The organism is Ignavibacteriales bacterium, assembly GCA_026390595.1.
In the GTDB taxonomy this organism is placed as follows: domain Bacteria; phylum Bacteroidota; class Ignavibacteria; order UBA10030; family UBA10030; genus UBA9647.
The window spans coordinates 130,833-156,861 of record JAPLFQ010000023.1; the positions used below are offsets into that span (position 1 = coordinate 130,833).

Annotated in this window: 22 protein-coding genes; 10 read left to right on the forward strand and 12 right to left on the reverse strand. The window is 55.1% G+C overall.

Features of this window, described 5'->3' with window-relative positions; all coding sequences use genetic code 11:
- The first annotated feature begins 180 nt into the window (after positions 1 to 180).
- The 3 genes from NTU47_12790 to NTU47_12800 are packed head-to-tail and all read left to right on the forward strand — an operon-like array spanning position 181 to position 4,110.
- Positions 181 to 1,476, forward strand: a complete 1,296-nt coding sequence (locus NTU47_12790) for an adenylosuccinate synthase (protein ID MCX6134683.1) — start codon at positions 181 to 183, stop codon at positions 1,474 to 1,476.
- A 31-nt stretch (positions 1,477 to 1,507) separates the two neighbouring features.
- Positions 1,508 to 2,728 (forward strand): HAMP domain-containing sensor histidine kinase, encoded by a 1,221-nt coding sequence (locus tag NTU47_12795; protein MCX6134684.1) that lies wholly within the window; start codon positions 1,508 to 1,510, stop codon positions 2,726 to 2,728.
- 38 nt (positions 2,729 to 2,766) lie between these two features.
- Positions 2,767 to 4,110, forward strand: coding sequence for an amidohydrolase (locus NTU47_12800; GenBank protein MCX6134685.1), 1,344 nt, complete (start codon positions 2,767 to 2,769; stop codon positions 4,108 to 4,110).
- A 41-nt stretch (positions 4,111 to 4,151) separates the two neighbouring features.
- On the opposite strand, the gene NTU47_12805 is transcribed toward NTU47_12800, so the two are convergent.
- From NTU47_12805 to NTU47_12815, 3 genes are read right to left on the reverse strand one after another with little or no spacing between them, the layout of a single operon-like run.
- Positions 4,152 to 4,592 carry a nuclear transport factor 2 family protein gene (locus NTU47_12805; protein MCX6134686.1) on the reverse strand — a complete coding sequence of 147 codons (441 nt, stop codon included), beginning with the start codon at positions 4,590 to 4,592 and terminating at the stop codon, positions 4,152 to 4,154.
- Between the two features lie 4 nt (positions 4,593 to 4,596).
- Complete coding sequence (locus NTU47_12810; protein ID MCX6134687.1) at positions 4,597 to 5,133, reverse strand: hypothetical protein; 537 nt, start codon at positions 5,131 to 5,133, stop codon at positions 4,597 to 4,599.
- Positions 5,114 to 5,626 carry a DUF2085 domain-containing protein gene (locus tag NTU47_12815; GenBank protein MCX6134688.1) on the reverse strand — a complete coding sequence of 171 codons (513 nt, stop codon included), beginning with the start codon at positions 5,624 to 5,626 and terminating at the stop codon, positions 5,114 to 5,116. The genes NTU47_12810 and NTU47_12815 overlap by 20 nt, the downstream gene beginning before the upstream one ends.
- Before the next feature lie 164 nt (positions 5,627 to 5,790).
- Here NTU47_12815 and NTU47_12820 point away from each other — a divergent pair, with 164 nt between their 5' ends.
- The 5 genes from NTU47_12820 to NTU47_12840 all read left to right on the forward strand — a co-directional run bounded on the left by NTU47_12820 (position 5,791) and on the right by NTU47_12840 (position 11,089).
- Positions 5,791 to 6,705: a carbon-nitrogen hydrolase gene (locus NTU47_12820; protein MCX6134689.1), complete on the forward strand. Its 915-nt coding sequence runs from the start codon at positions 5,791 to 5,793 to the stop codon at positions 6,703 to 6,705.
- Entirely contained in the window at positions 6,702 to 7,772 is a 1,071-nt protein-coding gene (locus NTU47_12825; protein ID MCX6134690.1) for an agmatine deiminase family protein, read from the forward strand. Before NTU47_12820 ends, NTU47_12825 begins: the two co-directional genes overlap by 4 nt.
- A gap of 169 nt (positions 7,773 to 7,941) precedes the next feature.
- Positions 7,942 to 9,546 carry a peptidase gene (locus NTU47_12830; GenBank protein ID MCX6134691.1) on the forward strand — a complete coding sequence of 535 codons (1,605 nt, stop codon included), beginning with the start codon at positions 7,942 to 7,944 and terminating at the stop codon, positions 9,544 to 9,546.
- A 28-nt stretch (positions 9,547 to 9,574) separates the two neighbouring features.
- On the forward strand, positions 9,575 to 10,498 hold the full coding sequence (gene thyX / locus NTU47_12835; protein ID MCX6134692.1) for an FAD-dependent thymidylate synthase: 924 nt from the start codon (positions 9,575 to 9,577) through the stop codon (positions 10,496 to 10,498).
- 123 nt (positions 10,499 to 10,621) lie between these two features.
- Entirely contained in the window at positions 10,622 to 11,089 is a 468-nt protein-coding gene (locus tag NTU47_12840) for a dihydrofolate reductase (protein ID MCX6134693.1), read from the forward strand.
- A gap of 66 nt (positions 11,090 to 11,155) precedes the next feature.
- Here NTU47_12840 and NTU47_12845 read toward each other — a convergent pair whose 3' ends face one another.
- The 5 genes from NTU47_12845 to NTU47_12865 form a co-directional block, all read right to left on the reverse strand.
- Positions 11,156 to 11,947: an SDR family oxidoreductase gene (locus NTU47_12845; GenBank protein MCX6134694.1), complete on the reverse strand. Its 792-nt coding sequence runs from the start codon at positions 11,945 to 11,947 to the stop codon at positions 11,156 to 11,158.
- 33 nt (positions 11,948 to 11,980) lie between these two features.
- Positions 11,981 to 12,574 carry a MarC family protein gene (locus tag NTU47_12850; GenBank protein ID MCX6134695.1) on the reverse strand — a complete coding sequence of 198 codons (594 nt, stop codon included), beginning with the start codon at positions 12,572 to 12,574 and terminating at the stop codon, positions 11,981 to 11,983.
- Between the two features lie 42 nt (positions 12,575 to 12,616).
- Complete coding sequence (locus NTU47_12855) at positions 12,617 to 12,883, reverse strand: hypothetical protein (protein ID MCX6134696.1); 267 nt, start codon at positions 12,881 to 12,883, stop codon at positions 12,617 to 12,619.
- A 116-nt stretch (positions 12,884 to 12,999) separates the two neighbouring features.
- The gene (locus tag NTU47_12860; GenBank protein MCX6134697.1) at positions 13,000 to 15,549 is read right to left on the reverse strand and encodes a SpoIIE family protein phosphatase; all 2,550 of its coding nucleotides are present in this window, start codon (positions 15,547 to 15,549) and stop codon (positions 13,000 to 13,002) included.
- Positions 15,550 to 15,612: 63 nt separating this feature from the next.
- Entirely contained in the window at positions 15,613 to 18,360 is a 2,748-nt protein-coding gene (locus NTU47_12865) for a patatin-like phospholipase family protein (GenBank protein MCX6134698.1), read from the reverse strand.
- 230 nt (positions 18,361 to 18,590) lie between these two features.
- Here NTU47_12865 and NTU47_12870 point away from each other — a divergent pair, with 230 nt between their 5' ends.
- Positions 18,591 to 20,771 carry a VWA domain-containing protein gene (locus tag NTU47_12870; GenBank protein MCX6134699.1) on the forward strand — a complete coding sequence of 727 codons (2,181 nt, stop codon included), beginning with the start codon at positions 18,591 to 18,593 and terminating at the stop codon, positions 20,769 to 20,771.
- Position 20,772: 1 nt separating this feature from the next.
- On the forward strand, positions 20,773 to 22,041 hold the full coding sequence (hflX, locus tag NTU47_12875) for a GTPase HflX (protein MCX6134700.1): 1,269 nt from the start codon (positions 20,773 to 20,775) through the stop codon (positions 22,039 to 22,041).
- A gap of 31 nt (positions 22,042 to 22,072) precedes the next feature.
- Here hflX and NTU47_12880 read toward each other — a convergent pair whose 3' ends face one another.
- The 4 genes from NTU47_12880 to hutH are packed head-to-tail and all read right to left on the reverse strand — an operon-like array spanning position 22,073 to position 25,962.
- A complete protein-coding gene (locus NTU47_12880; GenBank protein MCX6134701.1) occupies positions 22,073 to 22,567 on the reverse strand; it encodes a hypothetical protein in 495 nt (164 codons plus the stop codon).
- A gap of 3 nt (positions 22,568 to 22,570) precedes the next feature.
- Complete coding sequence (locus NTU47_12885; GenBank protein ID MCX6134702.1) at positions 22,571 to 23,194, reverse strand: MBL fold metallo-hydrolase; 624 nt, start codon at positions 23,192 to 23,194, stop codon at positions 22,571 to 22,573.
- Between the two features lie 59 nt (positions 23,195 to 23,253).
- Positions 23,254 to 24,348, reverse strand: a complete 1,095-nt coding sequence (locus NTU47_12890; GenBank protein ID MCX6134703.1) for an adenosine deaminase — start codon at positions 24,346 to 24,348, stop codon at positions 23,254 to 23,256.
- Positions 24,349 to 24,372: 24 nt separating this feature from the next.
- On the reverse strand, positions 24,373 to 25,962 hold the full coding sequence (hutH, locus tag NTU47_12895) for a histidine ammonia-lyase (GenBank protein MCX6134704.1): 1,590 nt from the start codon (positions 25,960 to 25,962) through the stop codon (positions 24,373 to 24,375).
- Between the last annotated feature and the right edge of the window lie 67 nt (positions 25,963 to 26,029).

The window sequence follows — 26,029 nt, forward strand, 5'->3', positions numbered from 1 at the left end:
CGGCTGCAATGAGGCTGTCTTGTATTTCGTTCTTTTTTTCGCTACACTTTTTGGGAAAGCGACGATCAGTGATCCGAGATCAACCGATTCAGAGGCGCTGACGGTCTTTCAGTCCATCGCTGAGCCCTTCCCGCACAGAAGATCCTTCACGTATTTCAAAACTGCCTTCAAGGACTGCGTATGCCTGTTCAGATTATCGTCGGTGCTCAATGGGGGGACGAAGGGAAAGGGAAAATCGTCGACCATCTCAGCGAGAAAGTCGATATCGTCGCACGCTATCAGGGGGGCGCCAATGCCGGTCACACCGTCGTCATCCCCTCGAAAGGACCCGGCGGGATGACGACAAAGGAGTATGTTCTTCATCTCATTCCCTCCGGAATCTTCCACAAGCATGTCACATGTGTCATCGGGAACGGCGTTGTTCTCGATCCCGTTGCGCTCATGACGGAGATCGGTCAACTGCATTCCCTCGGCATCTCCATGAAGGGGCGGCTGCTCATCAGTCACAACGCGCACCTCATCATGCCGTATCACAAGCTGCTGGATTCCATCCGCGAGCAGGGGGACCAGAAGATCGGCACGACGGGGCGCGGGATCGGTCCTGCCTACATCGACAAATACATGCGAACCGGGATACGCGTCGTCGATTTGCTCGACCGGGACACTCTCTGTGCGAAGTTGAAACGCAACATCGAGGAAAACAACCAGCTGTTCAGCAAGTTGTACAACTCAAAGGAACTCGATGTCGACGAGATCATACACGAGTATCAGGAGTTTGACAAGAAGATCGATGAATACATTACTGATACATCGCTGTATCTGAACAACGCTCTCAAGAGGAAGAAGGTTATTCTCGCCGAGGGAGCGCAGGGTGCGCTGCTTGACGTCGACCATGGCACCTATCCGTTTGTCACGTCGTCGAGTCCAACCAGCGGAGGAGCGTGCACCGGCCTCGGGATCCCTCCCACAGCCATCACATCCGTCATCGGAGTGGTCAAAGCATATTCCACCCGCGTCGGGAACGGTCCATTTCCGACGGAATTGAATGACGAAACCGGTGAGCGCCTGCGAAAAACCGGCGGCGAGTACGGTGCCACCACGGGACGGCCGCGACGCTGCGGATGGCTCGACCTCGTCAGCCTCCGGTACTCAATAAGGATCAACGGCATCCAGAAAATGGCCATCACGAAGCTCGACGTCCTCGATGAATTCGAAGAGATAAAGGTATGCACAGCGTACCGCGTTGGGAACAGGAAGATCGAAAATTTCCCCACAGATCTGCGAACGCTCGAGCACATCGAGCCTGAGTACCGCGTGTTCAAAGGATGGAAATCACCGACATCGGGCGTACGCTCGTACGGAAAACTGCCTGCAAGAGCACGCGCCTATGTGGAGGCTTTCGCCTCGCTCCTCGGAACGAAGATCTGGATGGTCTCTGTCGGCGCGCGGCGTGACCAGACACTCATCGCCCGCTAATCCCCATGACGCACCGGACGTTAAACCGGCAATGATAAACCACAATCGAAATCTGCTTCCTCAGTCGAGCGAACTCAAGGTCGGTCTCCTCATTCTTGCGTTCGTCATCGTCGCTGGAACGCTTTGGTACACGCACTCCATTGTCAGCGACCTCGAAGTCAATCAGAAGAATATTGCCAGCCTGTACGCGAAGTCGTTTGAGTACATGGGAAGCAGCACGACGCAGAATGGCGACTACACGTTCGTCGTCGAAGAAATCGTTCGCAACATCGATTTCCCGATGATTCTTTCCGATTCGTCCAATGAGCCCATTGCCCCGTATCCGATGTATGTTCGCAACATCAAGCTCGACTCCACGATATCCACGGACGCCCAGCGATCATTCCTGAAGGACCTCATCCAGGAGATGGATATGCATAATCCACGGATCAGAGTCGAGGCCGGGGAGAATGTTATCCTGAACTACGTCCACTATGGCGAGTCGAAGCTGATCACCCGGCTTCGTCTTCTTCCGTACGTCGAGTTCGGCGTCGTTGCGGTGTTCATCCTTATCGGCTACATCAGTTTCAGCTACATCAAGAGGAGCGAACAAAGCAGCATCTGGGTCGGGATGGCGCGCGAGACTGCGCATCAACTGGGCACCCCCATCTCCAGCATGATGGGGTGGGTTGAACTCCTCAGGCACCAGACCGGAAACGGGGATGAGACGGTCGTTGAAACGTTGCACGACATGGACAACGATCTGCAGCGTTTGCAGAAGATTGCAAGTCGTTTCTCGCGCATCGGATCGAAGCCCGACCTCAAGGAAGAGAATCTGGTTGAGATCATCGAGAAGGTCATTCAATATTTCCAGCGGCGGATCCCTCAGACGGGCAAGAAAGTGCAGCTCACACTCGAATACAAGACTCCGGTTCAAGCAAACGTCAACGGAGAGCTGTTCGAGTGGGTCATCGAGAACCTGATCAAGAACGCTCTTGATGCGATCGAAAACGGCGCTGGCAGGATCACGATTTCGCTGTCGGAACGTCCCGAGCATATCAACATAGACGTGACCGACACGGGCAAAGGGATCGACATGACGTACCGCAAAGAGGTCTTCAGGCCCGGGTTCTCAACCAAGAAGCGCGGCTGGGGACTTGGATTGAGCCTCGCACAACGCATCATCGAGTCGTACCACCGCGGAAAACTCATCCTTCGGGACAGCAAGCCGGGAACAGGAACGACCTTCCGGATCAAGCTTCGCAAACGCTAAGACCTTCCTTGATTTCATCCACCATGCGCGGGAGTTATATGAGAATCGCCAACGCTGCACGCATACTCCTTTTTCTCTCGGTGACAATTGTCTCGCTCCATGCCCGGCAATCCATGGATGGCATCGTTGATCGCGAACTGCCGAAGCTGCTCGAGACATACCGTTACCTTCACAGCAATCCGGAGATTTCCTATCATGAAGAGAAAACATCCGAATTTATGGCAAAGGAACTCCGACGGCTCGGCTTCGAGGTGACGGAACGGGTGGGGAAGTACGAAGACGCGAGACGCGTCAGTTACGGACTCGTTGCCGTGATGAAGAACGGCGATGGCCCGGCAGTCATGGTCCGGACCGACCTCGACGGACTGCCCATTGCGGAACGAACCGGACTTCCCTACGCCAGCACTGTTACAACGAAAGACGACGCCGGGCAGGATGTATCGGTGATGCACGCGTGCGGTCACGACATTCACATGACGTCGTTCCTCGGCACCGCGACGCTCCTGAGTCAGCTCAAGGACCGCTGGAAGGGAACGGTGATCATGATCGGTCAACCGTGCGAGGAGCGGGGCGCCGGAGCGCACGCGATGCTCAATGGAGGATTATACACCCGCTTCCCAAAGCCTGATTTCATTCTCGCGCTTCACGATAATGCGACGATGGATGCCGGAACTGTGGGAGTTTGTGAAGGGTTCACGCTTGCGAGCGTTACTTCCGTTGACATCCTGGTTCGCGGCGTCGGCGGACATGGTGCATATCCGCAATCGACAAAAGATCCCGTCGTCATCGCTTCCGAAATCGTCCTCGCTCTTCAGACGATCGTGAGCAGAGAAAACTCACCGCTTGATCCGGCCGTCGTGACAGTCGGCTCGATCCACGGCGGAACGAAGCATAACATTATTCCGGACGAGGTCCGTCTGCAGATTACCGTCCGTGCCTACAAAGAAGACGTTCGGAAAAAGATCCTCGCATCCATCGAGCGGATTGCCCGCGGCATCGCCTTGGCGGCAGGCGTACCTTCCGACAGGATGCCGGTCATACGAATTGATGAGAGCGAATTTACCGCCTCGACGTATAACAACCCGGAGTTTACGAAACGAGTTGCGCGGTCGTTCGAATCAGCGCTGGGAAAAGAAAAGGTGTTGAAGGTGGAACCCGTTATGGGTGGGGAGGATTTCGGGGCCTACAGCCTTGATGACAAGATTCCGCTGTGCATCTTCTGGCTGGGAGCGATCGACCCGGCAAAAGTGGAAAGGAGCAGGAAGGACGGAATTCCTCTCCCTTCCCTTCACTCAAGCCAATTTACTCCTCTGCCAGAGCCCACGATTCGGGCGGGCATGAAAGCAACGGCTGCCGCAGTGATGGATTTGCTTGCCAGGTAGAACGTCAAGGGGCGATTCTCGAATCGCCCCTTGCGTGTTGTTCATTTTGCAGATGATGTGTGGTCGTAGACGATGCGCCAACCCTCCGGCTTCCTCTCGAGGACGAGCGTGAATCGGCCTCCCGGTTGGTCTTGTGCCCTCGTAAGCTGCCAGCCTCCGGTGGCAATAACGATGTCGCTCGCGATGTTCCGGATGCTCAACTCTGTGAATTCCAGCTTACCCATTTTTTCCCGCGTGTCATATCCCTTCTTGTATCGCGCAAGAACCCCGCGATAACCGCGTGTCACGGTTCCACCGCTGACAAACGTCGTGCTGTCGGAATTCCAGTACCCCTTCATGTATCCTTCAACGCTTCCATCGTTCCAGGCTTTCACCTGGTCCATAAGGACCTTGCGGACATCTGCTATCCCGTTCTGAGCAATTGCAGAGTTGATACCAATGACACTGCACAATAACCACAAGGAGAGATATCGGGTTTTCATGACGTTATGCCTGCGTTGTGTGCGGAGGCGTCTTCGGACGGAACAATGTATACCCAAGAAGGGCCCCAAGTATTGTGAAGATAGGATAGACAATCAGCGTAATGAACAACCCGCCGAAGACATTCGACATGCGACCCGAGTCCTTGACGGACTGTTCGATCTGTTCTTTCAGATTTTCAACCGCGTCCGATGGCAGGCTTCCCTGCTCAGACAGCCGATCCAGCAATTTTCCTGCAATCGACCTGACGAGCTCGGCTTCGACCGGACCAAATACTACATGGATCAACACGTTGATCAATGTGGCGACGAAAGCGCCCACAACCCCCGCCATCAATCCAAGCATCAGCGCATCCGAGGATTCCAGCGGTGGCATCCCTTCCGTGAACTCCTGTTTGTACAGATAGATCGCCAACATTCCGCCAAGCCACACACCGACACAGCAGCAACAGTTGATCAGGCTGAGACCCGGGATGGCGGCGACAACGCCAATCGCGACGCCGCTGATGAGAGCGGTTCGGATCTTATTCGGTTTTTCGAGCATAGAAGAAACCTCCTCGTGCTAAGTATTGATCTCGAAGTTGTGCAATGCCCTCCAGCAGAGGGGGAAGTAGATAGAAAGGCAGGACGAAGCCGAACAGCAGACCTGTCATCGCTCTGGTCAGGAGCGTGCTCACGTGGATCCCCGTCACATTGATGAGCACATCGATGAGCATCGGAACAATCGCGAGAGCGATCCAGTGCTTCGCCGGGAATGCCGGCGCCTGCAACCCACGAGCGTACGGATACAGAACCATCGAAAGCAGGAATCCGAAGTAGATCGCGGAACAACGGGAACACACACCAATCTTCTCACCAAACAGGTGGAACGATCGCGCGTCGATCTGATGACAAATCGGGGAATAGAACGAATAGAGAAGCGTCGAGGCGCCCGGAAGAGCGGTGCTGAACGCGGGAGCAAGAAGGATTCCTCCGCACCAGAGGGCGACCATGAACAGCAAGATCAGGTATGTGCGCTTGTTGAATTCCATTGTCATCGAATTGTCACCATTATCGCAAGTATTGGTATCTTTGTCAAGGAGTGCGGCCGGCTAAACGAATATCCGATCTCGTCCATATCTTCTCGTTCCCGCTGTCTTGATTCTCAAAGCATATAGCGGTACTTTTGTCCTCACATTTTTCACCAATCGGTGTTGATACCATGCCCGTCCCAAAGAAATTCAGCGTTGGGTTGATTCAGATGGCTTTGGGGTCCGATCCGGACAAGAACCTCAGGAAGGCGATTGCAGGAATCGAGGAAGCGGCTGACGGAGGCGCGCATGTTGTCTGCCTGCCCGAGCTGTTTCTTTCCCCCTATTTCTGTCAGACCGAAGACGCTGCGTTGTTCGATCTTGCAGAACCGATCCCCGGACCAACGACCCAGACGCTCTCAAAGCTGGCGAAGAAGCTCAAGGTCGTACTGATCGCTCCCCTTTTTGAGCGAAGAGCGGCCGGTATCTACCACAACAGCGCCGCAATCATCGACGCGAGCGGCGAGATGGTCGGACTCTACCGCAAGATGCACATCCCCGACGATCCGTCATACTACGAGAAGTTTTATTTCACACCGGGTGATCTCGGTTTTCAGGCATTCGATACGCGAGTGGGACGGATCAGCACGCTCATTTGCTGGGATCAATGGTACCCGGAAGGAGCCCGGTTGTCTGCATTGCAGGGAGCTTCGATTCTGTTCTACCCGACTGCGATCGGCTGGCATCCGCACGAAAAGAAACAGCATTGGAAAGTCCAGCGCGATGCGTGGCAAACGGTGCAGCGGGGTCATGCGATAGCCAACGGAATCTACGTGGCCGCGGTGAACAGAATCGGTCATGAGAAACCGAACAAAAAAACCGCTGGAATTGAATTCTGGGGCACTACCTTCATCGCTGATCCTCAGGGTGTTGTTCTTGCAGAAGCCGGGATCGACAAAGAGGAAATTCTGATCAGCGAGGTGGACCTTGTTCATCTCGAGGATATCCGCCGAAACTGGCCTTTTCTTCGCGACCGGAGAATCGATATGTATGGCGGGATCACACAACGTTTTCTTGACCAAGCTCCAAGGAAGAAAGCTCGATGAACACAAGAGGAAAGACTCCTGCGGCACTGGGTTATCATATGCCCGCCGAATGGGAAAACCACGAGGCGACCTGGCTTGGCTGGCCGCACAACAAGACCGACTGGCCAGGTAAATTCTCGCCCATTCCCTGGGTCTTCGGGGAAATGGCAAAGAGAATTTCCGCGGGTGAAATTGTCCGGATCATAGCGACGACCCGGGTTCAGCAGCAGGCGAAGCGCGTTCTCACTCGAGCCGGCGTCAACCTTGGCCAAATCGAGTTCTTCAATTACCCGACCAACCGCGGCTGGACGCGTGATTTCGGTCCCATCTTCGTCACAAGCAACAAGAAGCCGGACGATGTGGCAATTGCGCGGTTCCGCTTCACAGCCTGGGCTCGCTATCCCGATTGGAAGAAGGACGACGCTGTCCCGCCGAAGGCCGCGAAGAAACTCGGCGTTCCTTTGATCGATGCGAAGATAGGCGACAAGGATTTTGTCCTCGAAGGCGGAAGCATCGACGTCAATGGACGCGGGACGGTACTGACGACCGAGGAATGCCTTCTGCACAAGACTGTTCAGGTACGCAACCCTGGCTTCGGGAAGGAAGAAGTGGAACAGGCCCTTCGCGACAACCTCGGAGTAACGAATGTTCTCTGGCTCGGCGACGGGATCGTCGGCGACGACACGCACGGTCATGTGGACGATCTGTGCCGGTTCGTCAATCCAGCGACGGTCGTCCTCATACAGGAATCTAATCCCAAGGATGTGAACTACCGGCCGCTCCACGAAAATCGAGAACGGCTGGAAGGGATGAAGTTGGAGAATGGATCGAAGATACAGGTTGTTCCACTGCCCACGCCCGCCCCTCTTTACTATGATACGATGCGTCTCCCGGCAAGCTACGCGAATTTCTACATCTCGAATGCGGCGGTCATCGTCCCAACGTTCAATGATCCGAACGACCGCATCGCGCTCGGCACTCTTTCGGAGCTCTTCACAGACCGACCCGTGGTCGGAATTCATGCCGTCGATCTCGTGCTCGGATTCGGCACGCTGCATTGTCTGACGCAACAGCAGCCGGCCCCCTGATCAGAGTTGCTTGATTCTCCATACTATAAGATGTACCTTCGAATTGCCCGCGCGCGCTTCCTCTAACGTGCACATCCGTATCCTTTTGGAGCTTACCATGGTTTCTCTGCGCAGAAGTTTACTGCTTATTGCTATTCCACTCCTCATTGTTGGATGCAAAAAGAACGAAATGGACACAAAGACAACAAAAGACCTCGAGGCGAAGATCAGGCGGTTCACACCGGTTGAGATTACGGCAGACGTATCGAAGCTTTCGGATGGTGACAAGAAAGCCCTCGTGAAGCTCTTCGAGGCATCGAGAATTCTCGACAGGCTTTACACCCGCCAGGTCTGGAGCGGAAACGAAACACTCCGCTCGAAACTCGAAGCCGACAAGACCCCCGAGGGGGCCCTGCGTCTGGAGTACTTCAATATCAATATGAACCCGTGGTCTGTCCTCGACCACGACGCACCGTTTATCGAGGGTGCCCCCCCGCGGCCGGGCGGAGCAAACTTCTATCCAGAAGACATGACCAAAGAGGAATTCAACGCCTGGGTCGAGAAGCTCCCCGATGCTGAGAAACAGAAGGCAACCGGGTTCTTTTATACCGTCCATCGCGACGCGGACCGCAAGCTCGCACTTGTCCCGTTCAACGAGGAGTACAGAGATTTCCTGGAACCGGCTGCGAAACTTCTCCACGAAGCGGCCGCGCTGACGACAAACGCCTCGCTGAAGAGCTTCCTTTCCAAACGCGGCGACGCTTTCCTCAGCAACGACTACTATGGAAGCGACGTGGCATGGATGGACCTGGATAGCCCGCTCGAACCGACTATCGGGCCGTATGAAGTGTACATGGACGATCTCTTCAACTACAAAGCGGCATTCGAGTCATTCATCACACTTCGAAACGACGGGGAAACGAACAAACTCGCCACCTTCTCCAAGCATCTCCAGGATGTCGAGAACAATCTCCCGATCAATCCAAAGTATCGCAATCCGAAGCTCGGCGCATCGGCCCCCATTCGTGTCGTTGACGAAGTACTGGTGGGAGGCGAGGCCCGCGCCGGAGTCCAGACAGCTGCCTTCAATCTGCCAAACGATGAACGCATAACCCGCGAAAAAGGGAGCAAACGGGTCATGCTCCGAAACGTGCAGGAGGCGAAATTTAAGAATGTGCTGGTGCCTATTGCGCGCATCGCCGTGGACGCTTCCCAGCAATCGAAGATCGCATTCGAACCATTCTTCACGCACATCCTCGCTCATGAGCTCATGCATGGACTCGGGCCGCACACAATCGCGGTGAACGGCAAACAAACCACGGTCAGGCAGCAAATGAAGGACCTCGGTTCCGCGCTCGAGGAAGCAAAAGCCGATATCGCAGGGCTTTTTGCGCTCCAGTATCTGATCGACAAAGGCGTTGTTGCGAAGTCGGTTGAAGAACCGATGTATATCACCTACCTGGCCGGCACATTCCGTTCCGTTCGTTTCGGCATCAACGATGCGCACGGGAAGGGCATGGTGTTGCAGTTCAACTACCTCATGGACCTGGGTGCGATTGTCTATGACGCTGCGAGCGGGACCTTCAAGGTCAATATCGCAGCGATGAAGGACGCGTCGCAGAGGCTGACGGGAGACATCATGACAATCCAGGCCGAAGGAAGTTATGAGAAAGCGAAGGCCTTGTTTGACAAGTATGTTGTCATACGGCCTGAGATGAAGGCGGTGCTGGAGAAGCTCTCTGATGTCCCGACGGACATTGCGCCGTCGTTCCCCCTCGCCGATCAAATGAAATAACTCTCTACTCAACGAACCGAAGAGAACTATGGAGCAGAAAGCAGAGAAACTGGAGCGGCCGCTGGTCGAGTCACTGGACGAAGTCCTGGGAGTACCATTCAAGGTGCTCGACGACGGATTTGTGCGTGTGGTCGACTACATGGGTTCCGACGAATCGGTCGTCCAGGCGGCACGGGTGTCGTACGGGAAGGGGACCAAAAAGGTGAACGAGGACCGCGGACTGATCCGCTACCTCCTTCGCCATTCACATACTACGCCGTTCGAGATGTGTGAGATCAAGCTGCACCTGCGCGTGCCGATGGATTGCTGGCGGCAGTGGATCAGACACCGGACGGCAAACATCAACGAGTATTCCACTCGGTATTCCATCGCGGTTGATGCCACACAGAAAACGCCTCCGTACGAATGGCGTCAGCAATCAAAGGACAACAAGCAGGGAAGCGAAGGGTTCGTGGATTCTCTCCTCGGAGCGCAGCTTACCCAGCAGGAACAAGAACTCCAGGATTTTGCCCGGAAGGTGTACAACGAACGCGTGGAAAAGGGAATAGCGCGTGAGCAGGCACGCAAAGATCTTCCTCTTTCGACCTACACCGAAGCGTACTGGAAAATCGACCTGCACAACCTGCTCCACTTTCTGCTACTCCGCATGGACAGCCATGCTCAGTTCGAAATCCGCTCCTACGCAAACGTCATCGGCAACGAAATTGTGCGGCGCTGGTGCCCGATCGTGTGGGAAGCTTTCACGGACTACAAGGTGCGGGGTTCATCACTCACGCGGCTGGAAATCGATGTCATTCGGGCTATTCAGCTGGGCAGACCGGAACAAGCGCGCGAGTTGGCCGTGAAATTCGGTCTTCTCCCCCCTCCCGGCCATGAGATCAAACGAAACCGCGAACGGGAAGACCTCGAAGAGAAGCTGATGTTGCTGAATATCCCGGTTCCCTGGAAATAGGCCCCACGCGCACCTGAGCACCCGCGCACCTTTCGAAGGTGCACCTACCCTTGAACCTTCCGAAGGTAGCACGGACATTCAGACGAACGTTCGGAAGGTTGCCTGGAAGGTTTGCTCGCCCCCATGAAACTCATCCTCATTGCCGCCCTTACGAGAAGCCGAGTCATCGGAAAAGACCGCGCCGTACCCTGGGACATCCCGGAGGACATGCAACGCTTCAAGAAACAGACGCTGGGACATGTGGTGTTGATGGGGCGCGGGACCTACGAGACGTTGAGCTCTCCGCTTACAAACCGGCGCAACGTGGTTCTTACATCCAGGAGCATTGAGGGGGTGGAGACATTTCCAACGATCAGCGGGGCGCTCGAAGTGCTGCAAAACGAGGGAGAGGTCTACGTAATTGGCGGAGGTCAGATCTTTGCCCAGCTTCTCTTGTCGGCTGACGAGCTGCGCTTAACGCTGGTGGATCAGGAAATCGATGGCGACACTTTTTTTCCCCCCTACGAACATCTTGTCGGCTCCCTCTTCCAACTGGCATCGAAAGAGGAGTATCCGGGCTTTTCGTTCCTCGATTATGCCCGGATCGGATAGGACAACTATCGAGCTACTCCAGCAAGGAACCCACAATCGAAAATCTGCAATCGACAACCGACAATTCTAATGTATCCCCCGGGTCGCTCCTCCATCGACCAACAGATTCACTCCGTTGATGTAGCTTGCCTTTTCTGACGCAAGGAACGCAACAACATCACCGATTTCCTCAGCCCGGCCAAGCCGGCCAGCCGGTATTGCCCGAGCACTTTCCGACAGGTATTCCTCCAACGTCATTTTCTTATCTGCAGCCCGCGAGACACTGAGTTCCTCCTGGCGCTTCGTGAGAATCAACCCGGGGCAAATCGTATTGACGGTGATGTTGTCCTTGGCGTACTGGTTTGACAACACCTTCGTCAACCCCAGAATGCCGGGGCGAAGTGTCGACGAAATGAGCAACTCGTTGATCGGCTGCTTCGCTGCGATCGACACGATGCTGATGATCCTCCCCCAGTGTTGATTCTCCATCGACGGCAGAACGGCCCTGATGAACCTGATGACGCTCATCAAAGTCAGTTGAACGCCTTTCGCCCATTCTTCATCCGTCACATTGAGGACGTGCCCGGTTGGCGGCCCGCCGGCGTTGTTGACCATGACATGCACAGTTCCAAATTCGTTGATGGCCGCCTGAACGAACCGCGTCACGTCCGCTTCAATGCTCACGTCTGCCACAACCGGAAGAACTATGGCACCGGTTTTCGCTCTGATTTCTTCCGCGGTCCTGTTGATGCTCTGCTCATTGCGGGAGCAGATCACGAGACGAGCCCCCTCCTGGGCCAGAGAGAGCGCTGATGCCTTTCCCAATCCCCGGCTCGCCGCAGCGACAAGAGCCACTTTGTTTCGCAGACCGAAATCCATTCTGAGACTCCTCTCATCAGTGAACACCGACAATCACATACCCTTGATCATCCCCGAGAGTCCGACCCGGATCATCATCACAGCGATTCCTGCCATGAAGAGAGCCGCAACTTTTGCGACCGCCTTTGAGCCCGCCTCCCCCATCAGTCTCACAATAACTTCAGAATACCGGAAGACAATCCAGACGATCAACAGATTCGCCAACAGCGAGAGAATCGTCACGACGTACCCCTTGGAATCAACGAGGATGAGTATCGTCGTCAGCGCAGCGGGACCAACGATGAGCGGAATACCGATCGGCACAACACCAGCCGATGATTCGGGACTCCGCTGTTTCGAAGGAGGAAAGAGAAGGTCGGTGACCGCGAGGACGAGAAGCACGATGCCGCCCCCAACGCGAAAATCATTTTCCGTGATGCCCAGGAAATTGAAGATCAGTCGTCCGCCAAACACGAAGAGAACCGACACAGCAAGTGCCGTGAGAGTCGCCTGCGTGATGAGGGTGTGCTTCTCCGGCCGGTTCATTCTGGTCGTGAGCGACAGGAAGACGGGGACGATGCCGAGCACATCGATCGCGACGAAGAGCGGAATAAAAGAATACAGGAGTGAATTGAGGTCGAAATTCATCTGGGGCTGACACGCTGAACAGCGCGGGCGGCGAACCAACCACTATGGTAGTTCTATCCCTTGTTGCTTCAACTGAAACGATACAATCTTCACGACTTCTTCCGTCGGAAGATGCATCCGGGAACCGGCGGCCCGAACAGCCTGCTCGAGCGTTCCCTTCCTGTCAACCAGCCACATCCAAACGTTGTATCCGAGCCTGTGGCGATCGTTGGGCTCCTGTGTAGGGATTGTGGCAACAGCGTTGTGGGCGATCTTTTCCAGTGCTTCCGGTGGATACGGCTCGATCTGAGCAGGTGCTTTCGTTGTCATGGCTATTCTGTCTTGGTCAGTGAAATTCCGGTACTTGCTACGTTGGGAATATAGGGAGATTTCCCGAAAAAGCAATCCGCGAGAAAGCGCTCACCAGGAACCACAATGGGAAGAAATCATGCGGCATCAGCCTGGAGCGCCGCCCCGACAGTTGACTTCACGACCACAACAGTCAGATCGTCATTCTGTTCTTCTGCACCACGGAATTCTTCCACGGAAGTCAGGATCGTGTGCTGAATCTGCTCCGCAGTAAGAGCTCGCTTCGCTTTGACGATATCGAAGACGGTCTCTTCGCCAAAAAGCGCCTTCCGCCCATTCATCGCTTCGGTCAACCCGTCCGAGTAGAACACAAAGATGCCGTTCGGCAGAAGCGGGCGTGTAATCTGTTCCAGCTCCTGCTCAAAGATCGGTCCCCGTTCCAGCCCAAGACCGATCCCTCCTCCACGAAGATATTCCAGCGCGCCATTGACACCGATCAAAGCCCTGTTGTGTCCTGCCCTGCAAATGGAGACTTCCTTTCGTTGCGTATCGAACAAGGCGAGGATCATGGTGATGAACGACCTGCGTTCGAGGCTTTCATAGATGCGCCTGTTCACCTGGATCAGCATCTCCTTCGGGTTCTCATACATCGGCGCAATGACCTGAATCATCCCCTGGATCTTGGACATGTACAATGCGGCGGAGACTCCTTTTCCGGAGACGTCGCCAACCACCACCAGGAGTTTCCCCGGACCGAGCTCGATATAGTCGAAGTAATCACCGCCAACCGTCATGGCCGGGATTGAGACACCTGAAACCTCAAGCCCTTTCAATGCAGGATTGGCTTTTGGAAGAAGTCCCTGCTGAATGGTACGCGCCAGCGCAAGCTCCTCCTCGATACGCTGCTTTGCAATCTCGGACTTGTGGAGCCGTGCGTTTTCGACCGCGATCGCGGCCTGCCCCGCCACCGTCGAAAGAAGATCGAAGTCCTCCTGTGAATAGACCTTGCCCGACATCTTGGTTCCGACGTTCAGGGCTCCGATCAGACGATCCTGGAGATACATCGGGACGGAGAGTACGACACCGGATCTGGCGAGCTTTTCCTTGTCGCTTGCATTGATCGCATAATATTCAGGCTCGGTTGCAAGCAACGCGAATGAACGAGGCGTTCTGGTCTCACGCAAAGCGGCAAGCAGTCCATCCGGCTCCCTGCCGAACCTGCAGTCGGCTTCAGAAATATTTTTCGAAGCGCACGAGCATCCCTCCTGATCATCACACAGAACGACAGCCACCTTCTCAACGTGCATCGTTGTGGAAATTCTTGAGATGATCGAATTCAGGATCTCATCAAGGTGCATCTTGCTCGGAAGTTCCTGGCTGAATTCGAGCAGAGCGCGCTGATAGTTGTATCGTTCCTGATAGAAAAATCTGTCAATCCAGTCCTGCGCTTTCCGTTTGAGCGGATCGAATGCGAACGCAAGGATGACGAAAGCGATCAGATTGCCAACCTGACTCTCATCCGTCCCGAGGGCGTAGGACATCGCGGAGCTGAAGAGATAGACGAGCAGCAGGTACAACCCGGCCAGCATCCCCGTCACCACTGCATACAAGAGACTTCTCTTGACAACGAGGTCGATATCCATCAGCCGGTACTTGAAGATTGAATAGCCGAGCGCACATGGTAAGAGTACAATGAGCAACACCGGCAGAAGAAGCACGGGCGTCGTGAACAGGATGAACTGATTGAAGGCTCGCATCACATTGGCATACACCACAGCCAGGATGACGGTCAGGACGCCGATGAGGATGGGGCGGATCTGCTTCCGTCGCGCTGGATCAACCCGGGTGAAATACGTCACAGCGAAGATCACCATCCCGCCGATGAAGAATGCGACAGGGGTATAGCTGACTATGGTGGATAAGTATGGCGGAAGCATACCATTCCATCCGAAGAATAGTCGCAACGCATTCGGTATGACCGTGAGAACGGCGAAGGAGTACAACGCTCCCCTGAGCCAGACGGAATCAAATACTTTCCGGTAGACCGGGAAGCGGAGAAAGAAAAGCGGGAAGGTGGGAAGAGCAAAAATCCATGCTATCACGAACGCAGAAGCATACGTGTAGTATGCCAGCGGTGTCGCTCCTGTGAGATCAAACTGTGACAGCCCAAGGAACAGCATCGCGAGGATCCCGAAACGTCCGAAGATCCTCTGCGTCACTCCTTGCGGCCGGGTCATGACGACGATATAGCCGACCACCAGAAAACCAAATCCGAGGAGGAAGTTCGACAGGTAGTTGATATCGAAGACTTTGAGCACCTGCACGTTCGTGGTGAAGGTCGTGCCATTCCGTTCGATCAGGTACTCAGCATAATCGTTCCGTTTGATGGCGTTGATGATCACCATCGCGTCCTTGCCATACATGAAACGCTGGCCGTTGATAGCGAGGAGCACGTCACCGTCCCGAACCCCGGCCTGATCTGCCACCCCGCCAGGGACAACCTGCGTGATGAGAAGGCCGGGCAGTCCTTTCTCCCTGACGAGCCAACCACACTGGTCGTTGCTCGTCGCCTTGAACACCATGATATTCAGAGCGTGGATCAAAGTCAGGAGCAGCACGGCGAGGGCTGCCATAGTATAGAGTGAGCGTGTAGCGCGTGGAGAAATCGACGAGACAGGATTTTTCATTTCTGACCTTTGCGGGATGGGTCTTTCAGGTCTTACGGCAATCCGTTCGATTCGTTGCAGAATCTAGAATGCGTACCCTATGCTGAAATAGCCCAGCAACGGGCCGCGACTGATTGGAGTATCCAGGAATTCTTTTCTGACGAAGAAACTCTGGCCAAGCGAAAACTGGACTGGTCCAACGGGAGTGTCAAGCGCCACTCCGATACCGACCCCATGGCGAAGGTCGACAAGGCGTACGGCAGCGGGCGCCGGCCAGATCGAACCAAAATCGTAGCGGGCGAAGAGATGTGTTTCGAAAAAGAGTTTCACGGGACTGTGATACCGGTACTCGAGGCTGGCCACAAGAAGCTGCCGGCCCCGGCTGTTCTCCTCGCGAAGCCCGAAGAAGCTCTCCTGCCCCCCCAGAGAAAACTGCTCTGTAATCGGCAGCGTCTCGTCTGCAAAACCGAACCGGACGCGCGGGTGAAGCGTGCTGCGACCATATGTTTGGTACCAATCGTACGAGAAGGACATCTTCGTGTATCCCGTACCTCCGGTGGCCGGGATGACAGCAGACTCGTACGAAAAATCCATGAGCACACCCTTCCGCGGATACGGATAGCGGTCCTGGTTATCCACCTTCACTCCAAAACGGAGCGCTCCAATTTTGTAACTCTGCGTCGCAAAGTGCTCACCGAAAAAGCTCCAGACGCGCAGATTCTCCAACCTTCCTTCGACTGTGACCGTCCCCAGCCGTTCCAGCTGGGTTCCAAATGTGGCTGAGGCTCCCTGTCTGAGCTCGCGATATTCACCGACACGTATGCGGTTCCATTGACTGAGCGTGTTCTGCGCATCATCGCCGTACACATTCACGTCGTGAAGAGTGTAGTACCCTTTGACCCCGAGCGTCAGGTATGAACTGAAGATGCGCGTCGCTTTGAACTCCGCCACGAAGCTCCGGTTCCGTGCTCCTCCAAAAGCCCGAAAACCCAGATCTGCCCCCGCACCGAACAGGTTCTCGTCACGCACATCAACGGACGGCTGGATACCCCGTTCGCCATCGATCCTCATCCCAAGCCGGATAAGTTCCGTGCTTCGCTCCCGCACGTTGATCAATACGACCTGGTGTTCATTCTCTGAGCCTTCCTGCCGAACATCGATCGACACCTGCTCGAACAGATTGGTACCGTACAGATTGGAGATTCCCTGCGCGATCTCCCGCACCTGAAAAACCTCCTGTTCATTCCAGGGAAGCTCTCGCCAGATCACATAGTCTTTCGTCTTCGTCGTCCCTCTGATGTCCCGGCGGTAGACGATGCCTTCATCGATGCGTACGGTCGCGACACCCGAGGACCGATCAAGCATCGCCTCGCGGATTCTTGCCAGCGAATACCCGCGATCACGATAGACCGACAGCACATTTTCAATCGCCTTCCGACTCTGGTGAAAATTGAGGCGATGAGCCAGCAACGGTCGGAATACCCCCTTCAGTGTGTCAAGTCCGACGAGCCTGTTCCCTGTGATTTCGACCGATCGAACCACAGGGGTCTGGACAGCGATCAATTGCAGAGTCGTCGCTCCCGAATCAATACCCACATCGATATGAACGTCTTCAAAATCACCGGACTGATACATCGCGTTGACCAGAGCCTGCAGTGCCTGTTCTGAGACTTCAGATCCGCGCGCCAGGCCCATGACCGGCACAATCCATTCCTGATCCAGACTCAGGGCGTCAAACTTAAAATGGGTATTACGGAAGACGGTCTGATAGGGACGTCGGTTCGCTGCATCAGCAGCCATGTGAGCAATCTTTGCCCTCAGAGAGTCCAGGACCAGCTTGGTCGATGCTTCGCCTGCCGCGATGAGCGAATCCAGGTTGGTGAAGTCGTCTGAAAGATGCGCCCCGAGATTCGGTCTGATAATGACATTGGCGTCAGCGAGCTGCTGCTTGTTGGCGGCTTGCATCGTTATGCCGAGAATCTGGTCTGCAATCTCCCACGCGGCGTTGAGCCGGGCTGCCGGCCTGAGCGGGCTCGTGACATCGACTGCGATAATAAGATCAGCTCCCCAGTTCCGGGCAGCATCCACCGGAATATTTGAAACGAGTCCGCCATCCAGCAGCCTGGCGGAGTCGCGGGGAACGGGACTGAAGAGAAGCGGAACAGACGTGCTTGCCCGAAGTGCCTCTGTGAGATCTCCACGGTCCAGTACAACGGCCTTCCCGGAAACGAGATCTGTCGTGACCGCTCTGAAAGGAATGCGCAAGTCGTCGAAGCTCGGATAGGGATGATAGATTCCCTGGAGAACCAGTAAATTCAGGTAGTTCGTGAGCCGCTGGCCGGTCGAGAGCGATTGAGGCAGAATGGGCTCAAGCCCCTGGAATCGAACGGTCAGGACACTGCGATCTTCGGCGATTTTCTGATCGAGAAACAAATCCGACCTTCTGGCATCGTCATTGAAACTCAGCACATCCGCCCAGTTTGTCGTGTCCACCATTTGCCTGAGTTGGTCGATAGAGTAGCCTGAAGCGTACAATCCGCCAAGAATGCTCCCGATGCTGGTCCCGACAATGAGGTCGATCGGGATCTCGGCCTGCTCGAGAACTTTCAGAACACCGATGCTGGAGACGCCTCGAGCTCCCCCTCCGCTAAGCACAACGGCGATCTTCGGACGTTGTACGGATTTATAGGGGAGAAAATTCGGAAGAAGCGGAACGGTCCGGCTGAACTCCGGTTCGATCTTCTTTGTTGTTCTCACAGACTGCGCCTGCGATGGTTCCGCGATCATCATCACGAGCGCAGCCAGCAAAGCGAACGGGCACCTTCGCTTCATGAATGTATGTCGGCTCTTCGTCATAGCAACGTGAAAGTACCGAAATCCGGAAGGAATTGCAACGAACCACGTGAGCGCGTGAAGGCTCAGCGAAGGGCCACTCCATTGCTTGATTTTCGCTCATCTTCAAGTTATGTTGTAAGCGCAGCCTGTCAGTCCTTTCACGGAGTTTTCTCAAGACATATTGTCGCGATTCCCCGAATCCACTCAGAGCCCGGTAGTACCGCTCAATGACATTCCTTAATCCCCTTGCTCTTTTTGGACTTCTCGCCGCGGCGATCCCGATCCTGCTGCACCTCCTGAATCTGCGAAGACTGCGCACGATCGAATTCAGCACTCTTTCGTTCCTCAAAGAACTTCAGAAGAGCAGTATACGGCGTTTGAAACTCCGGCAGCTTCTCCTTCTGATTCTCCGGACGCTGCTCGTCCTCTTGATTGTTTTCGCGTTTGCGCGTCCAACATTGCGCGGATCCCTGATCGGGAATATTGGGAGCCATACCAGAACGACCGCGGTATTTATCATCGATGACTCGTTCAGCATGACGGTGAGCGACGACCAGGGGGAGCTCCTGAAACAGGCCAAGCAGGCAGCGAACAACGTCGTGCATGTGTTCAAAGAGGGGGATGAAATCTTCGTCCTTCCTCTCTCGTCCCTCACCGGGCCGCAAGGAACCAACGAGAATGCCATTCGTGATTTCAGCCTCCTCGCCAAGAGCCTGAACGAGATCAAGTCATCCGCGCAACGCGGGTCGCTTGAAGACGGAATTCGTGTTGCGGCCAGGATGCTTGCGGGCACGCGCAATTTCAACAAAGAGGTATATGTTTTCTCTGACTTTCAGCAAGGGGTGATCCGAAACGAACTGGTTGGATCGGCGGCGAAGGAAAAACTGTTCGCTCCAGAAGTTCGCTTCTTCCTTGTCCCGCTCGGAAAGCGGGAAATACAGAATTTCGGAATCGAATCGGTTGCGATCCCTTCCTCGATTTTCGAAAAGGACAAGCCATTCACTGTCCAGGCCCGGGTGGGCAACTACTCAGGCAATAACGTGCAGGATCACGTGGTCAGCGTTTTCTTGAACGGGACACGCGTTGCAGAGCGCAGTATCGACATTCCTCAACGCTCCGTCCTTCCTCTCGAGTTTTCTGTGGCTGCGAGCGCCACCGGGTACATCGAGGGCTTTGTGGAAACGGAAGAGGATGATTTCCAGTATGACAACCGGAGGTATTTCGTTTTGAAAATTCCGGAAAGAATTCGCGCTCTCGTCGTCGGAGGGGCCGGCGAAACCCGTTTCCCCTTGCTGGCGCTCTCGACACGGACGTCGGCATCGGAGTCGGCATTGGTGCTCAACGAGGTTACAGCAGACCGGATGAGTTCCGTTGAAATCAAACGCGCAGACGTCATCGTTCTTTGCACATCGGTCGGATTCTCCGCGGGTCAGGTATCCGAACTCTCCGCGTTCGTCAGGAGCGGCGGCGGGCTCGTCCTCTTTCCGGGAACGGGAATTGATCCTGTCACGTTCAACGCGTTGATGGGAGCGGGATTGTCCATTCCGTCGCTGACAGGAATCGACCGTCCGTCCAAGCCAACGGCAGAAAGCGGGTCGTACCTCGAATTCGGAAAAGTGGAACTGCAGCACCCGCTCTTCGAAGGCATGTTCGAATCAAGAAGAGGGCAGCCCCCGGCAGGCTCTTCGGCAGGAGGATCGGCTGCGGCGATTCGCATGGAGTCTCCGCGCGTCCGTACATCGGCCCGATTCGCGTTGACTCCTCAGTCCAACCCGGTCATCGCCTTGACGAATGGTGCACCATTTCTCGCTGAACAGCGACTCGGCACAGGACGGATCTTTCTCTTCGCCGTGCCGCCAACGACAGACTGGTCTGATCTTCCGCTCAAGGGCATTTTTGTCCCGTTGCTTCACCGATCAGTACTCTATCTCGCCCGCGCGCAAGCGCGACCGGAGGAAGCGCTCCCAGGATCAGAAGTCGTTGTCCGAAGCAGTGTCGCCACGAGCGGGACATGGACAATTCGCAACCCGCAGAAGGTCGACGTTGTCGCGACGCCGACTCTTCAGGCATTTCAGCAGTCACTTCGTTTCAGCGGAACGGATCAACCGGGGATCTACACCGTTCTTGCGAAAAAAGAAAAACTTGAACAATTCGTCGTGAACCTGGATTCGCGTGAATCACAGACACAAAAAGCAACAACCGCCGAAATCAGCTCGCTGCTTGACGCTCTGGGCATTGATCGAAGCGCGGTGCGGGAATCAAGCAACAGTGACACGATCGGGCGCACAGTCCTCGAATCACGCTTTGGCGTCGAACTCTGGAAGTATCTTCTGATTCTCGCCCTGATTGTTGCGGTGATCGAACTCCTGGTTGCACGCTCCACCAGACAAGAAACCGGACCGGCATAGTATGATAGAACTGGAAAAAGAAGGTGGTAAAGAACGGTGTATTCTCGTCGGCGTTTCCACTCGGGCCGTCGGCCGCGAAGAGACCGAAGAATACCTTGACGAGCTGGCGTTACTTGCAGACACAGCCGGCGCCGAAGTGTTCGCCCGCATTAGTCAGGACCGCGACCGGATCGACGCTGCGACCTTCATAGGAAAAGGGAAAGTCGAAGAAATCCAGAAACTGGTCGAAGAACAGAAGATCCAACTCGTCATCTTCGACGACGATCTGAACGCTGTGCAGGTCAGAAACCTGGAGAAGATCCTGGAATGCAAGGTGCTCGATCGGAGCGGACTGATTCTTGACATTTTTGTTACTCGGGCAAAATCGAATGAGGCCAGGACGCAGGTGGAGCTTGCTCAACTTCAGTATTTTCTCCCCCGCCTCACACGCCAATGGACTCACCTCTCGAAGCAGTTCGGCGGTATTGGAACGAAAGGCCCGGGTGAAACGCAGATCGAGACCGACCGGCGGATGATCCGCTCACGCATCAGTCACCTCAAGGAAAAACTGGAGCGTATCGCCCAACAGCGCGTGACCCAGCGAAAAGGCCGGCTCCATCATACACGCGCAGCGCTCGTCGGTTACACCAATGCGGGGAAATCGACCCTCTTGAATCTTCTGTCAGGATCTGAGGTTTTCGTAGAAGACCGCCTGTTCGCCACACTGGATCCGACCACGCGCGTCGTCCAGCTCAGCCCCTCGAATCAGATGCTCATGACGGACACCGTCGGGTTCATCCGCAAACTCCCTCACCATCTCGTGGCATCGTTCAAGAGCACACTGGAAGAGATCACGGAAGCCGATCTGTTGCTCCACGTCATCGACGTTTCGGCCAAGACATTCGAAGACCAGATCAAAGTGGTCAACGAGACACTCGCCGAACTTGGCGCGGACGAGAGACCAACCCTGTTGGTGTTCAACAAGATCGACCTGCTGACGGACAGGACAGTTCTTCAGGCGTTGTCTGCCGAATATCCAAACAGTGTTTTCATATCGGCCGCGCGCGGTATCAATATCCTGGGACTGAAGGATGCGGTGCTCCAACTGCTCGAGTCCGAATTTGTCGAGGAGCTTGTGCGAATTCCGCAGGACCAGCAGAAACTGATATCCCAGCTCCACTCAGCCGGGGAAGTGCTGGACAGGAGCTACGAAGATAATGATGTGATCTTACGGATGAGGATTCGACGGAGGGACAAGACCCGGATCGAGAACCTCATCCATCAAAAATAACTTCCTTATAGAGGCGCTCCCGCCTGCAGAGTCACGGGGTGAGTTTGGGATTGTAGGGTTTCAAGGCGAGGACGATGGGGGCCAGCGGCCTGGGTCCGAGCAGCATTCCTTTTATCTCGATGACTATTGTTTCCCCCGCTATTTTCAGCCACGGATTTCCGGTTGTTTCGGTATCACTCCCCTGAAGCGTCATCGTATACGAACTACCCGGAGAGACCACGACGTACGGCATAGGCTGGAACCGGTCGTTGAACGGGTAGCGGACGTTGACAGAGGTCCCCTTCAAGTAGGCTTGCTGCAGGTTCAGAGGATCCAGGCTTTTATTGCGGAACACAAATCCAATCGTGGAGTTAAAGCGGTCGGTAATGACGTAGTGTGCCGACAAATCAATTTCGAACCTTCCGCGCTCATCTTTGTACACGAACCGTTCACAATTGCACTCGTCGGTCGTGACGATGTAGGGATAGGTCGACGTACATGAAGAGAACAACACAAGCGCGAGTACTGCCAGGAGCGCCGGCTTCATCTTCTATCTCTCAGGCGACTTGATGACCGTCTGGCCCGCGAAAATCCGCTTGAACTCTTCCGCATCCTGCAACCCGCCGACGACATCCACCCAATGCATGGGAATAACTGTATGCGGTTTGAAGGCGTTCGCTGCGTCTGCGGCTTCGTGGGCAGTCATCGTATACGTCCCTCCGATCGGCAGGAGAGCAAAGTCGGTCACGACCCTCTTCATCTCGGGCGTGAAATCCGAATCGCCGCTGTGATAAATCTTCTGTCCTGTCGACAACGCAATCACATAGCCAACCCAGTTGCTTTGTTTCGGATGAAACTGTTTGCCGATGTTGTATGCAGGAACCGTCCGGATTTTAAGCTCGCCGATGTTGTAGATCTCGCCCGGAGAAACAGCAATCACTGTCCCTTTGATCTGGTACGCGACGTCTTTGGGAGCGAGGAATGCGGTCTCCGCCTTGCTGATTTTCGAGATATCTTCTTTGGAAAAGTGATCGAAATGGGCGTGGGTGATGAAAATGATGTCCGCCTTCGGCACGTTCTCTTTCAACTTCCAGGGATCAATGTAGATCTGCGTCGCGCCGTCTTCGATCCGGAACGACGCGTGCCCCAGCCAGTGAATGTGTTGATGATTCATTGTGTGTCCTTTCCACGGAACGGGCGGTCGGATCCTGAATCACGCAACCCTCTTCCCTTCTAGACAGCTCCCTTCGCCAATCGCTCTCTCGCAGCGGCGAACCCGGGTTTGATCTTGTCATAGATAACGGCGATCCGGCGCTTGTACGGCATGAATGCGCTCTTCATGGCGTTGATCGTCAGTTTTTCGAGATCGTCGAGCTTCAGGTCGAAAACGTCCGCAGCGGTCTGATATTCGTCTGTCAGCGTGATGTTGCTCATGAGCCGGTCGTCCGTATTGAGCGTCACTCTGAACTTATACCGGTAGTAGATTCCGAAAGGATGCTCTTTTATGCTCTTGACCGCACCGGTATGGACATTGCTGGTGAGGCACATTTCGAGCGGGAGGCGCTTGTCGAGGACGTATTGCGCCAATCTACCCATATTGAGCACCTCGCCATCCTTCACCTTCATATCCTCAATCAGCCTGGTAGCGTGGCCGATGCGATGCGCGCCGCACCATTGAATGGCCTGCCAGATCGATTCTTTGCCGAACGCCTCCCCGGCATGGATTGTAATATTGAAGTTCTCACGCTGAATGTAGTGAAAGGCGTCAACGTGTTTCTTGGGAGGATAGCCCCCTTCCTCACCCGCGAGGTCGAAGCCCACGACTCCTCGATCACGGAAATCCACCGCAAGCTCGGCGATTTCGTCTGAGAAATGCGGCTCCATGTTCCGCATCGCACAGAGAATGAGTCCGTAGTCGACACCGAAATCGCTCTTCCCCCGCTCAAGCCCCTTGAGCACGGAACGGACCACAGTTTCATTGTGCAGTCCTTTTTGCCTGTGGAAAACCGGAGCAAATCTAGTCTCCACGTACACCACGCCGTCCTTCTTCATGTCTTCAACCATTTCATACGCCACCCGCTCCAGCGATTCCTCGGTCTGCATTACACCGCTCGTATGCTCAAATCCTTCGAGGAAGAGCGGAAGGCTCCCCCGGGTCGCTCCGCGGTAAAACCACTCGGCCAACTCACCCGGATCCGTCGTGGGAAGTTTGTCGTACTTGGTCTCCTTCGCCAGATCTATCACGGTCTGCGGGCGAAGACCTCCGTCAAGATGATCGTGCAGGAGGACTTTGGGAACCTGACGCAGGAACTCTTTCGTGTATTTCATAGACCCCTCTCGTTTATCAATGACCTAGTCCAAAGAACCGATTCTCTGCTCAACACGGTTCAACACCGCATTGTTCCGCACCAGCTCAAGAGCCTTTTGAATATCCGTGTGCAACACTCTGTCTCGTTCCAGATGATCGATATGCGAACGAACAAACCGGTACGCTGCCTCCACGCCTTCCCCCGCCTTGATGGTTCGGCCTCCCTCGATCTTCCGCGTGAAGTCGAGCCCCTGGCTTGCGCACAACATTTCGATTGCGAGCACAGTCTGGGCATTCTTGAGCACCCTCCACGCCTTCTGCGCCCCGATGGAACCCATGCTGTTGTGATCTTCCTGGTTTGCAGACGTCGGGATTGAATCGACGCTCGCTGGATGGCAAAGGACCTTGTTCTCTGATACAAGGGATGCGGCGGTATATTGGGCGATCATGTATCCCGAGTTCAGTCCCCCTTTTTCCGTGAGGAAGCGCGGGAGTCCGCTGAGCGAACCATTGACGAGCCTCTCGGTGCGACGTTCAGAAATATTCGCAAGCTCTGCCAGGGCGATGGCAAGAAAGTCCATGGCGAGCGCTATGGGCTGACCGTGGAAATTCCCCCCTTCGAGATGAGCCTTGTCGGAAGGAAAGATGAGCGGGTTGTCGTTGGCGGAGTTTATTTCGGTGGTGATCACGCCATACACATACCCGATCGCGTCTCTCGATGCTCCGTGGACTTGCGGGATGCAGCGAATCGAATAAGCGTCCTGGACTCTTGGATCGTTGTACCGGTGCGAGCCCCGGATTTCACTTTTCTTCATCAAGCGTCTCATGCTCCGGGCCACAGCGATCTGACCTTTATAGGGTCTGAGCTTGTGAATCCTCGGGTCGAATGGAGTGTCACTGCCGCGCAGGGCTTCGACGCTCATTCCCGCCACCACATCGGCAAGCTTGCAGAGCGCCATCGCCTGATGCACAGCGAGAGCGGCAAACGCCGTCATCATTTGCGTCCCATTGATCAGCGCGAGGCCTTCCTTGGCAGCAAGTCGGATTGGTTTGAGTCCAACACTTGCAAGGGCATGGGATGCCGAAACCGTTTTACGCGACCGGTCTGTCCAGGTGGGCGCCTGGGAATGATCGTTCTCGAGCCATACCTTCCCTTTCCCCATCATCGCAAGAACAAGGTGGGCAAGCTGGACAAGGTCTCCGCTTGCTCCGACGGATCCCTGGGACGGCACGACAGGTGTGATTCCCCGCCGCAGCATCTCGAGCACCATCTCTACCGTTTCGAGCCGCGCTCCTGAATGCCCCTTCGCCAAGGCGTTCGCCCGAAGAACCATCATGGCCCTCACCACTTCCGGCGGAAGCGGTTCGCCGGCTCCTGCCGCGTGACTGAGAATCAGATTTTCCTGGAGCTGTTCGATGTCTTTCAGGTCGATCCGAACATTGCTGAATTCTCCGAAGCCGGTCGTGACGCCATAGACCGTGCGATCGGAATCAACCCACTCATCAATGAGCCGTCGTGCCGCCACAACTCTTCTCTTCGCACCCGGCGTCAACTCGACGCGCACGTTCTGGCGCGCGATTTCATCGAGAAGCGGAATCGTCAGTGAGTTGCCGTCGAGAAAAAACGTCTTCATCGGGGAGCCTTGGCGGTGAGCTTTCTGTGGATATCAATGGCAATTTACGGTTGACTTACCTGAGATT